Consider the following 12228-nt stretch of genomic DNA (forward strand, 5'->3'; position numbering starts at 1 on the left):
CTATGAAGCCGCGCGCCTAACGTCAAGATGTGGTGTGTCTCTGAGGGCTTTGATCACAAGATCATGATCAAGAGGCATCAACTCGGCTGTCTTGGTCCACAAGATAGCGGTGCTGATCGTCTTGTTTGGCCATATCTGGGCGGTTGCCTCAGCGTATGCCCCCATTTGCCGCAGGAGGCCTTGCGGCGTGTCGGTGGCATTGGCGGGAAGGGAGCGGTTGGTTTTGTAGTCTACAATAAGGACTGCGTTGTCGCTGATGACCAGCCTGTCAATGATGCCGTGCATACGGGCGCCCAATGTCTTGCTAGGCGCGCTGAGCGGCACTTCTCCGAGCGTTCCATTGGCGAAGAGATGGGCGAGGTGTGGTGCCTCAAGTGTTAACCTGGCCTCCGTCAACTGCTGAGCGTAGCTCTCTCCCAAAATACTTCCGGCGACTTGTTCCCATTGCGCAGCTGGAAAGCCTGGCAAGACCTCAAGCAGGAGGTGAACTTCGGTTCCGTAGCGCAACGCTGTTTCTTCATCTTGTCCGGTTTCTCCGGCGAGGGCCTTTGCACCGCCAAGATCGGAGGGAGACAGCGGTTTGGGGCCTTCGAGCCCCTGCGGTGCGGGCAGCTGAAAGTAGCCTTCCAGTGCCGCATTTTCAATGCTTTTAGCCTGATTAGAGACAGTTTCAATGGCGCCCCAATCTCCGACCTCATACCGTTTGAACGCGGCGTTCGTAGTGCTGTCAAAGGGCAATTGCTCGGCCGCCAACAGCACTCTGTTCATCCAGCTGTCCTCTTTGTCTACTGCACCGGCAGCGGCTACTATGAGCCACTTTTCTGCACGGGTCATCGAGACATACAGAAGCCTTTCGCGCTCGGCGACCAAGGCGGCCTCCTTTTGTTTCACAACCTCTCGCAAAATCTCGGGCCGCTCGGTTTTCGGCTGCTTCCAGAGCGCGGTTTCGTTTGAGGCGAGGACATGATCGCTGACTTCGGTCTTGCGATCGGCGGTGTCTGGCATGATCACGATGGGTGACTCTAGCCCTTTGGAGCCGTGCACCGTCATCACCCTGATGCGTTTGCCGCCTGATTCCATCTGCCGTTTAACTTCCGGATCGTCGGAGGCAAGCCAGCTGAGAAAGCCTGTGAGAGACGGCACTGAAAAGCGCTCGAATGACAGGGCTTGTGAGAGGAAGGCGTCGATGGCGTCTTCTGCTTCATGGCCAAGGCGTTTGAGGAACCTTTGCCGCGCGCCGTGACGGGTAAGCATGCGTTCGATCAACTCATAAGGACGCGCGAAATCGGCCTGATCACGAAGATCTTTCAGAATTTCGAACGTTTGGGGGTGTTTGTCAGAGGCCTTGCGCAAAGCCTCCCAAAGCCCGCCTTTACGTCCGTGCGCAAGCGTGAACAACTGTTGTTCGCTCCAGCCAAAAATCGGCGAGCGCAGCGCGGCTGCGAGAGAAAGATCATCACTTTCCGTAGCGAGAAATGACAACAATGCTGTGATATCTTTCACGGCGATTTCTTCACCGACTTTCAGCCTGTCGGCTCCAGCCACATCAAGCCCTTTGGCCTTACATGCGCGGATGATTTCATGAAACAGCGGAGAGCGTCGTTGCATCAGAATGAGGAAGTCACCTTCATGCACAGGCCTGCCTTGCCAAGTGCCGTCCTTGGCCTTCTCTGTCGGAATGAGCTGTTTGTCATCAATCATCGTGCGGATATTCAAGGCGATGTTTTCCGCAAGAATAGAGACTGGATCAGCAGGGCTTAGAAGATCAACAGGGTTATACCACGGGGTGCCATCATCCTTGGCCGTCTTTTCGACCACCGGCCAGATATCGACCCGACCGGGCATGTCATGATGAAAGGCAATGTGGCGCTCGTTGTCAGCAACGCCAAACTCCGGACGATCTGCAAACACCTGATCAACCAACGACAGGATGGCTGGCGACGAGCGGAAACTGTATGCAAGCGAGCGCTCGTTAAGCGGCTTGGAGCGGTGGGCAAGTTTCTTGGAAAACTCTTCGCGCATTCTGTCAAACTCACGGCTGTCGGCACCCTGAAAAGAGTAGATAGATTGTTTTTTGTCACCGACCACAAAAATTGTTCGCTCATCGGCTTCACGAGCGCCGTCGCCCGAGGTGATCTCGCGTGCAAGCTCCTCGATCACTGACCATTGTTCGGGTGAGGTGTCCTGCGCTTCATCGACCAAAATATGATCGATCCCGCCATCAAGCCTGTAAAGCACCCATTGCGCGACATTGGAATCGGTTAGCAACTCTTTCGTTTTGTGAATTAGGTCATCAAAATCGAGCCACCCGCGCTGAGCTTTGAGTGTTTCGTAATGCCAGAGGAACTGCCGCGCAAACTTGTGTAACGCCAACGTCTTTTGCACAGAAACGAGAGCCAATTGCACGTGCTTTGCGTCATGCACCCGATCCATTAGAGCATGCAGCTCTTCGATTACGGGCTCAAAAACCTTAACCGCAGCCGTATGTCTGGATTGCGGAAAGTTGCTGGACTTCGAGTCATGATTCGAGTTGCTGTAGAGACAAATCTTGTAAAGAGCCTCGAGCGTTTGTTTGCTGTCGGGCAAAGCTACGGCGCTTTGGAGCGCATCAATAAACTTTTGATACATTGATGTTGTCTGGCCACGGATCGAAAGGCATGCCTCAACGAGACTCTCTTCACTGCCGTCAAGCGCGATGCTTGCAGCATAGTTTTCGTCGGCCTGTGCTGGCAACTGAAACAACTCGTTTGCCATAGCCAAAGTCATAGGTTTCTCAAACTTAGCCTTGTTAGAGACTATTTGCTGGGTGAGCTTCTCTGGCTCGCTACCGCCCAAAACCTGTGCCATGCCACGCACCAAAGAGGCGTCGGTGGCGCTGGCGGCCATTGTGTCGAGCACCTGTTCACGCAGCTGTGCAGCGGTTCTGTCGTCGAGCTCGGCAAACTGGGGAGAGACGCCGGCTTCGAGCGGAAAGCGCCGCAGGAGAGCGGCGCAAAACGAGTGAATCGTCTGGATGCGCAATCCGCCCGGTGTCTCGATTGCGCGTGCGAACAGTCGGCGGGCATTTGCCAGCGTCTCAGCATCGGCGGCCACTTCACCCAGCTCTTCAAGCTCTTTACGAAGAGTCTCATTCGGCCGCATCGCCCAACTTCCGAGGCGCTTGAACAGCCTGTTCTGCATCTCGGATGCGGCCGCTTTCGTGTAGGTGAGACAAAGCACGTTTTGCGGGCTTACTCCCTTGAGCAAAAGCCGAGCAACACGATCGGTGAGCACGCGGGTTTTGCCTGATCCGGCGTTCGCTGAAAGCCATGTCGAAAGTGATGGATCGGCGGCGACGATTTGGGCAACGCTGGCTTCGTGTGGGAGTTTTTTCATGTTAGAACCTCCTTCACAGGGGCATCTGTTCCAGACCATTCGCCGTATCGCGCGAGGTGATCATAGTCGCCCTCAAAGCTCACTCCTTCGACAGCGCGACGAGACGGAAAGCCCTTATCAGGCGCAAGGTAGGCAGCGATGAGTTCGCGTAGGCGTGCGAGAGTTTGGTCGGATTCAAACTCTTCGGACTCCAAAGGTGCTTGCCCGGCGCCAGAGCCAAGACCGATATAGGCCGCTTGCGAAACCGCCATAGGGGGCATGCCACTGAAAGCACCGTTTTCGGCGAGCATTGCTGTGAGCGGCAACTGCTGATCAAACTTATCGCGTACTGCCTTTGTCGGAGGTATGCCAGTTTTGTAATCATAGATCGCGAGCGTATCGTCGGATAGAAAGTCGAGCCTGTCGGCTTTGCCTGTCAGTGTGAACACCGGCATGCCGAGCTCAAACTTCGCCTCGCGCTCAAGGGCGCTGTGCGCAACGTTTTGAACACGGGTTTGCTCTTCGGCTAGAAAGGCATCAACGATGCTTTCAAACCGCGAAAGCCACATCAACCGAGCGGCGGGCCACGGCACTTCGGCGGCTGCGATGTCTTCGGCGAGGGCAAGCAAGGTTTCGCGGTTTCGCGTTTCGGGCGCGGTTTCTACTTCGGCAACGAAGCGCTCCATAACACCGTGCAAAACGATCCCTCGTAGCAAGGCATCGGGTAGTTTTTGCAGGGGGCCGAGCGGGCGTAATTTCAGAACATGCTTGGCGTAAACCGCGTAGGGATCGCGCGTGAGTTTTTGAATTTCGGTGATCGAAAGTTGACGCGGACGAGCGGCGACAGGCGGACAAGGAGCGGGGCGCACAGCGGGGGTTTGTGGGCCTTCGGGCGCGTCGATAAGCCGGGCGCGCGAAAGCCAGCTTTGCCCACGGGCGCGCATTCTTTTAAGGGCGATTGTTCCGGTGTCGTCGGGCATACCCTCAAGCAAGTTTGTCAGACGGATCACCCATCGGGAGGGCACGGTTTCGGCGTCATCGGATTTTTGCGAGCGGCTGAGCCATACCTCGGGTGCCGAGGCCGCTTGCTGAAAATCATGCGCGGACAGGCCGATTTTGCGCTCTGGCAAAAGCAAGCCGGCCTTCAGGCGCATCGCGCGGTTGAGCCAGGGATCGGCGGGCAATGCTTCGGGCCAACTGCCTTCGTTCAAGCCCGCCAGAATGAGCAGATCGACGCCCTGAACCCGTGCTTCAAGTGTGCCCCAAATGAGTATGTTTGAATGCGGTGTAACAGAGCGGCGGACTTCGGTTGAGGACATCAGCCTGTCAGTCAGGTTGGCATAATCCTGCACAGTCATTTCGCTCTCGGACGGCGCGCAGTTGTTTAGATTTTCGAGCAACTTTTGGGCTTCAACTCCGTCAGGACGTGACCATAAAAGGCTGGTGTCAACGCCGATCGCTTCAGTCAGAGTGATGTGCTTTGAAACCAGATCGGCGATTGGGAGCGAGCCGGACAGCGTGGTGTTCATGAACACTGCTGACACCCAGCCGGCCCAACTTGCCACGCTTTCATCCTTTGCCTTTTCGGAGAATGCCAAGAGCGAACCAGCGTCTGGATGAGGAATACCACGCCGCCGAATAAACAGCTCAAGGGCGCCGGTGTTGAGCAAGTGTTGGCCGCGCGCTTCACCCATGTGACAAAGCGGATGTTTGAGCAGGGTGATGAGTAGCTCGGCACTTACGGGCTGTTGCATCAGTTCAAGCGTGTGGCGCATGAGGCGGCCCAGTGGCGAAAGGTGCAACGGCTCTCCTGCACTATCATCGGGGATAATACCCCAGCGGCCCAGAGCGGCACTAACTTGACGTGACAGGGTTCTGTCGGGGGTGATCAACGCGGCGCGTGTGCCCGTTTCGGCGGCGGCACGCAGGCGCAATGCGATGCTGACTGCTTCCTCACGCTGGGAGTTGGCTTCAAGCAGGGTAAGCTGGTTGGTCGCATCGTCAACAACCGGGGCGAGCTTTGGCCCATCGGTGATCCATTGATCGGTAACAGGCGCAGGGCGCAGGGCGAGTGACAGAAGCTTGGTGCGGGCGTCGGGCGTCGGGCTTGTATCGGGCCAAGGACGCACATCACGGGGGCCAAGGCCGAGGGCTTTCAGATAGGCATCAAAGCGATATTGCGGATGATCTTCCGAAAGCTCGCCTTCGCTGAGATCAGACCACGACCCCTGAGCAAAATCATAGTCGTAGCCCGGCAAAACAACCGCGCCTTGCGGTAGTTGGGCGACGGCCTGCATGAGCAGTTGCGTGAGGCCACGAGAGCCAGTCGAGCCAGCAATAATGATCGGATGATCTGGCGCTTTTTGTTCCCAGCTTTCAAGAACTTTCTCGACGATCAGACGCTGACGGGCGGCGGTATCGAGATCATCTGAGGTGGCGTCGAAGAAGCGGTTGGCGATGTTGAAAAAGTCTTGTGCACGGGCCCAGTGACCAGATTGATCCGAGACATCGAGCTTGGAAATCTCGGCAGGAGACACCCCTTCTTCATGCATCTCGGAAATCAACCCCACGAGGCTTGAAGCCAGATCATAGACTGCCGAGCGCGGGGCAATTGTTGAGTCACCGTCGATCAGCGCGTGAATGAGCGGTGCGACCTCAAGTTCACGCTGCATGGCTGGAATGGCAGGCGCAAAAGTGTTCGCGACGGAGAAAGTTTCACTTTCGGAGATCAGCGAAATGCGCGGCAAAAGAAGCGCTGGGCTTTGGTCAAACAGCTCGCCAATACGGCGGCGCATACGGCCTGTGTTGACAACAAGCTGCACACGCGCGAGCGCTTCTGGGGGTTGGCCGGCATAGGCTTTGAGCAAACCGGACACCAGCGCGCGGGGAAAATCAACACCGAGCGGCATGCCAAAAACATTGGCGCTATGCGGGCTATCAAACAGCATCGGCGAGCATCCTTTCGGCGAGGGTTATTCCTTCGGGTGAGCCAACGTCACACCAGCGGCCTTCGTAGGGCAGGCCAAAAAGCGTGCCGCGATCAAGGAAAGTATCCCATAGTTTGTTGAGGGAAAAGGCGGCCTCGGGGATGTCGTATAGCAGCTCGGTTTTGATGATCTGGGCGCCGGAGTAAACGAGGCCAGCACCTCGCGAAGCCTGCCCATTGTCACTTAGCAAAAAGTCGCCTTTGCCCTTGTGGCCGAGCGCAAATTTTGGCGGGACACACATGAGGAGCGCATCCATTTTGCTAGGATCCCATGCTTTGCCGAGAGCTTGCAAGGGGTTCGGGCCTGACCAGACAGCATCGGAGTTGAGAGTGAAAACCGGATCTGACCCAAGCAAGGGAAGAGCGTTGCGCAACCCGCCGCCTGTTTCGAGAACTTCGGGGAGCTCGACCAGAGTTGTGACACCAGACCATGCGAGATGATCCTCTAGGATATGCGGAAAATAATGCAAATTGACGACAATTTCCCGCAGGGCGAGTGGCGCGGTGAGCGCGAGTGCGTGGTCGATCAACGGCTTGCCAGCCACCGCTATCATGGGCTTTGGCTTGTCGGCGGTCAAAGCACCCATGCGGGTGCCAAAACCAGCGGCAAAGATCATCAGAGCGTCGGGACTGTTCCGCATTTTTCTTTCAGTTCCTTGAGAAGGGTTTCGCTTGGAGCAGGCAGGTCTGCGAGAAGTTGGTAACGCAAATCAGCGAGCACGGGGTGCTCAAGATCGCGCATGAGATAGGCCCAAACCCTTGGGATGAAGTCAACATAGTGAGGCTTATTGAAATGCAGGCTGAGGCGCGCAAACACCCCCAGAATACGCAGATTTCGCTGCGCACCGAGCAAGGCATAAGCGGCTTTGAAGCCTTCAGCAGACTGGCCTGAAGCGCTGATGTAGCGGTTGAGCATCGTGACTTCGATATGCGGAGGAACATCGCGGCGGGCGTCTTGTAGAAGCGACACCAGATCATAGGCCGGATGACCGAGCATTGCGTCTTGAAAGTCAAGCAGACCGACGCGAGCGGGGCCAACGCGTTCGGGCAACCAAAGCAGGTTTTCAGCGTGATAGTCGCGCTGGATGAGCACCGAGAAATCGGTGATGTGGGTTTCGAGTAGGGCGCGAAATGCGGGCAAAAAACTGTCGGCGCTGGTGTCGGCATACCAACGGTGCGCGAGCGCGGCCATGTTGGACATGACTTCAGCGTCATAGGGCTTCAAGCCCTCAAGGGCGGGTGCTTTATGCAGCGCGAGGAGCACATCGGTTGCGGCTTCGTAAAGCGGTGTTTCGAACGCAAGTTGATCAGGAATAACGCGGGCAAAGAGCGCATCTCCGAGGTCTTCAAGCAGCAAGAAGCCGTTTTCGGCGTCGACGGCGAGGATGTCTGGCGCAGACAGGCCGACCTGCGTCAGGTGCTCGGCGACTTGCACAAAAGGGCGGACATCTTCGCCTTTCTCTGGCGGCGCATCCATCAGAACAGCGGGCTGACCGCGCAATGAAAGCCGCTCGTAACGACGGTTTGAGGCGTCACCGGCAAGAGGCGATCGGGTGGCTTCGGACCAACCCGATTTCGCTAGAAATGCTTCGATCTTTTGAGCGCGGTTTGTCATGATGTGGCAATGTCTTTCAGAAATGCCCAACGAGGAGAAGACGCTTGGATAGTGAGGTGTCGCGCGTCATCTTCGTCGCCGAGTTTGAAGGTAAGGTGAACTGCGTTTTGAGGTGTAATAGAGCCTAATCTATCGGGCCATTCTACAAGACAAACCGCATCTTCAAACGCATCTGTCAGACCAAGCTCGACGAGCTCGGAAGGATCGTTCAGGCGGTAAAGATCGGCATGCCAAAGCTCGCCTTTGATGGTGTCATAAGTCTGAACCAGAGTGAAAGTTGGCGAAGGCACATCTTCGGGCACCAGCAAGAGAGATTGAATGACAGAGCGGGCGAAATGGGTTTTGCCTGCACCGATACCACCAGAGAGCAAAACAACGTCGCCTGGAGCAAGTTTTGCAGCCAGTTGCCGCGCAAAAAGAGCCGTATCTTCAGGGCTAGAAAGGGTGATTTCGGCGAGGAAGTGATGCATGCCTGAAAGATGCCTACTGGCTGCGAGCACTGCAAGCGGTTTTAACCGGCGGGTGCCAGCTTTGGCTGTGTCTTTCGGGCAGCGCTGGATACGGTGTTGAATGTCACGATTGCCGAGGTCCCGTCATGCGTGCGCAACTGGAATGTAAGCGCTTCTCCATTGCGAAGCTTCAGGCTGCCGTCAGTTGAGCTGCTGCCGTGCAGCTTGCGCAGAGCTGATTGCAACGCTTCCAAGCCTTCGCAAGCCTCAAACTTCTGACGGCAGCTTTGTAAAAACTGCGGCACGGTGTGCTCTGCCGTAGATGCGCTGTCTGAAATATTGAAAAGCGTTTTGAAGGTGGAGTTCCAAAACACGACAGAACCGTCAGGGCCGAATATGACAACGGCACTCTTCAATGTTTCAAGCGCAGTGTTGCTCAATTCGATCTGGCCTTTGAAGCGTCTGGTTAGCGTTATCTCGGCGGTGATGTCTTCGATCAAGAGAGCAATGGCGCCGTCAGGGTGCGGTCGGCCTGAAACACGGTAGGTAAGCCCGCTCGGCAGGCTCCAGGTTTCCTGATAGTTTCCGCCGACAGACTTCACGACAAGATCGGCGATCTGGCTGCGCCATGATGCATAGTCTTTTGGCTCGGGCATGATCCGGTTTTCGCGCAATTGGTCAAAGAAGCTTTGCAAGTTTGGTTGTGCAGAAAGGAAGTGGGCCGGTAGAGCCGTGAGGTCTACCAAGGCGGGGTTGAACAGCACCAGCCGTCTGTCGCGGTCAAAAATAGCCAAGCCGATCGAGAGCTGGGCAAATGTTTTTGCGAGGGTCTGAACAAATTTGCGCTGAGCGACTTCAGCGGCGATGAGCCCATCGACGTTGATCGCATAGTTGAAGTAACTGTCATATTCGAGCTCGAACATCGAAACATCAAACCAATGCGTTTGGCCGTTTTTCCTTGGGTGCATAAGAGAGACCCGGTCGCCGGAGTTTTGCATCGCTTTGATAGTGTCGAATTCAAACACGGGCGCCTCGGGCGATTGTGGTGACCCAAGCATTTTGTATGCCTCGTTTGCCCAGATCAGTTCGCTTTCAAGCGACGCGATCCAGACCGGGTGTGGAAGCTTGTTAAGCGACTCGAAAGTCAGCTCACGGTGGGCGCGACCAGTCATAGCGCGGTGCCTGTCGGCAAGGTTGGGAATGGCATTGTCGCAGACATAAAAGCGACTTCTATTGTCCTCAAGTATAACATGAAGGCGAGCACTGTCATGAGACACAGAAGAGGGCAGAATCTCGTCGACTTTGACTGTCGCGTTGCGCGCTTCGTTTAGCAAAGCGGGTAGAGAGTCAAAGCGGCTGGCGAGGGCACTTTTGACATTACCAAGCGTAACATCATCCGGACTGGTCTTGTTGACAAGCTCAAGCGCGCTTTGGCTCGCGTCTGTGCAGCGGTCGGCATTGAATGTGAAGTAAATCTCACCGCTTTCGAGCCGCTTTGAGCCGCCTTTTTGTTGTGGAGACGGGGCCGTGAACCGGACCAGGGCAAAGGCAGCAATAACGGTAAGGCTGCTTGCTGCAAGCACGAGGGCAATATCGGCAAGAGAAATCAAGTTTAAACACTCCAAAGATAGGCGGAGTTTTTTCGCAAATGGTTAACAATTGGTTAATCTAGGTCTGAATAAGTTCGTTCTGGCCGATTGGTCGGCGTTTGTCTTCTGCGGAGACAGTTATCGCATCGTTCGCCCAGCGGACAACCACGACCGCGCCGGTGCGGTGCTCTTTCAAATCGTCTTCGAGCAAACTGTCATGACCGTTGGCAAAACTAAGCTCGGCGCCGCTGCGTTCAAGCAAGGTCTTGGCGATGAAGAGTCCAAGGCCCATACCTTCGTAGGCAGTGTTATTGGCCCGCTCCTGAGAGTTTTTTCTGCGGCGCATGAACGGATCCCCGAGCCTCCCGATCATACTCGCCGGAAATCCACTTCCGTCGTCAGAAATGCGAACTGAAATACTGTGTTCTGTCCAGCGTGTTTCAACCCAAACGACCTCACGAGAAAAGTCGACAGCGTTCTGGATGAGGTTTCGAATTCCATGAATGACTTCGGGTTTTCGGTAGACAAGAGGTTGCTCAAGGTTGTCGGTTCCGACTTGCGAAAAGAGGATGCTTTTGCCGCGGTCAAGGTGAGGGCCGGCGGCTTCTTCAATGACAGCGGTAATCAGGCCGCGACGCAGGTATAGATCATCTTTTCCGGCGCGGCCCATTGAGCGCAGGATGTCGCGGCATCTGTCTGTCTGTTCGGCGATGAGGGTGATATCCTCATAGGGATCGCTGCCTTCTTCAAAGTCCTCAAGCATCTCTGAGCTTGTCAGCTTGATTGTCGCCAAGGGCGTGCCCAACTCATGTGCGGCGGCGGCAACGACACCGCCCAAATCTGTCAGTTTCTGTTCTCGCATCAAAGCCATTTGAGCGGCTTGAAAGGCTTCGGACATGGCGTTTGCTTCAGATGCAATACTGCGCACATAAACCCCGAGAAACCCGATCGCGATAACCAGAGCTGCCCACATGCCGAAGATGAAGATGTCTGGCATGCGCATGACCAGCCCCTGATCTGTGCGCAGCGGAAGATGATACAATCCAAGCAGAGTTACGATGGCGAAAGCGATTGCTCCGAGCATCAGCGTCCGGCGCGACGACAAGACAGCCGCCGAAATAGCCACGGGCCCCAGTATCAAGATAGAAAACGGGTTGTGAAGCCCGCCAGACAGAAACAACAGAGCGCCGAGCTGTAGGAGATCAAACAGCATCACAAAGAAGTTTTCTCTCTCCGAGAGTCGGCGGTTTTTGGGGAAGATCGACATCGACACAAGGTTTGCGAGCACAGAGGCTCCCACGACCAAAAAGAACAACCCGACTTCAAGTTGAAGCGAGTAAACTTGAACTGCGACCACAAGTGCGGCAAGTTGCCCCGTTATCGCGGCCCAACGAAGCCATATAACGGTGCGCAAGCGGATGTATCCGCCACGGTTGCTGTAGGGTGAGTCGGGTTGCATGTCGGCCAGTTAGCTATACCAGTTGAGAGTTGTCGAGCTTACCCACAATGCTTAGATTTCACAAAGAAAGGAAGCCATATGTCAAAGAAACCTCTTTTGAGCAGCGCGGCGGTTGTAACGCTTGTTCTGGCAGGCGGGCTGGGCACGCTCCTTGCAGGCACGTTTGCTTACACGCAGTTTGCCAACTCTGGAGACAAATTTGCTGACTGCCGCGTTGGAGCGGTTGCTGGCGGCGGCGGAGACATCGGCGGGCCGTTTGAGCTTGTAGATGAAACAGGCAAAACAGTAACTGACAAGGATGTGATCACCGGCCCGACTTTGGTATACTTTGGATACACGTTTTGCCCTGATGTGTGCCCGCTCGATGCCTCGCGCAATGCGGAGGCAGTAACGCTACTTCAAGAGCGCGGCTACTCGGTGAAACCTGTGTTTATCTCGATTGATGCGGAACGAGATACGCCTGAAGCCCTTGCCGAGTTTACCGACGTTATGCACCCGGACATGCTCGGCCTTACCGGCACCGAAGAACAGTTGAAGCAGGCAAGCCTCGCCTATCGCACCTACTTCAAGAAACAGCCAGCGGACGATGGTGACGATGATTACTATCTGATTGACCACTCGACCTTCTCATATTTCATGCTGCCGGATGCAGGCTTTGTTGACTTTGTCAGACACGAGGAACCCGCTGAAGCCGTTGCCAAGCGGTTGCAGTGCTTTCTCGACAAGGGCTGAGAAACACGCATCTGTTTGACGCGGTGTCGTGAAGCGAGCTATGA

Annotated in this window: 8 protein-coding genes; 1 reads left to right on the forward strand and 7 read right to left on the reverse strand. The window is 55.5% G+C overall.

Going from position 1 to position 12228, the window contains the following annotated elements; translation table 11 throughout:
* The 7 genes from addA to regB are packed head-to-tail and all read right to left on the reverse strand — an operon-like array spanning position 1 to position 11452.
* Complete coding sequence (gene addA, locus KO498_RS00895) at positions 1 to 3375, reverse strand: double-strand break repair helicase AddA (RefSeq protein WP_215957989.1); 3375 nt, start codon at positions 3373 to 3375, stop codon at positions 1 to 3.
* Positions 3372 to 6302 carry a double-strand break repair protein AddB gene (gene addB, locus KO498_RS00900; protein WP_215957990.1) on the reverse strand — a complete coding sequence of 977 codons (2931 nt, stop codon included), beginning with the start codon at positions 6300 to 6302 and terminating at the stop codon, positions 3372 to 3374. The genes addA and addB overlap by 4 nt, the downstream gene beginning before the upstream one ends.
* On the reverse strand, positions 6292 to 6981 hold the full coding sequence (locus KO498_RS00905; RefSeq protein ID WP_215957991.1) for a nucleotidyltransferase family protein: 690 nt from the start codon (positions 6979 to 6981) through the stop codon (positions 6292 to 6294). The genes addB and KO498_RS00905 overlap by 11 nt, the downstream gene beginning before the upstream one ends.
* The gene (locus tag KO498_RS00910; RefSeq protein WP_215957992.1) at positions 6957 to 7955 is read right to left on the reverse strand and encodes an aminoglycoside phosphotransferase family protein; all 999 of its coding nucleotides are present in this window, start codon (positions 7953 to 7955) and stop codon (positions 6957 to 6959) included. Before KO498_RS00910 ends, KO498_RS00905 begins: the two co-directional genes overlap by 25 nt.
* Positions 7952 to 8425, reverse strand: a complete 474-nt coding sequence (gene tsaE / locus KO498_RS00915) for a tRNA (adenosine(37)-N6)-threonylcarbamoyltransferase complex ATPase subunit type 1 TsaE (RefSeq protein ID WP_215957993.1) — start codon at positions 8423 to 8425, stop codon at positions 7952 to 7954. Before tsaE ends, KO498_RS00910 begins: the two co-directional genes overlap by 4 nt.
* 41 nt (positions 8426 to 8466) lie before the next feature.
* On the reverse strand, positions 8467 to 10014 hold the full coding sequence (locus KO498_RS00920; RefSeq protein ID WP_252731206.1) for a PAS-domain containing protein: 1548 nt from the start codon (positions 10012 to 10014) through the stop codon (positions 8467 to 8469).
* Positions 10015 to 10072: 58 nt separating this feature from the next.
* Positions 10073 to 11452: a sensor histidine kinase RegB gene (gene regB / locus KO498_RS00925; protein WP_215957994.1), complete on the reverse strand. Its 1380-nt coding sequence runs from the start codon at positions 11450 to 11452 to the stop codon at positions 10073 to 10075.
* Between the two features lie 78 nt (positions 11453 to 11530).
* Here regB and KO498_RS00930 point away from each other — a divergent pair, with 78 nt between their 5' ends.
* Positions 11531 to 12184, forward strand: a complete 654-nt coding sequence (locus tag KO498_RS00930; protein WP_215957995.1) for an SCO family protein — start codon at positions 11531 to 11533, stop codon at positions 12182 to 12184.
* Positions 12185 to 12228: the final 44 nt, after the last annotated feature.

Source organism: Lentibacter algarum (assembly GCF_018860975.1).
In the GTDB taxonomy this organism is placed as follows: domain Bacteria; phylum Pseudomonadota; class Alphaproteobacteria; order Rhodobacterales; family Rhodobacteraceae; genus Lentibacter; species Lentibacter algarum_A.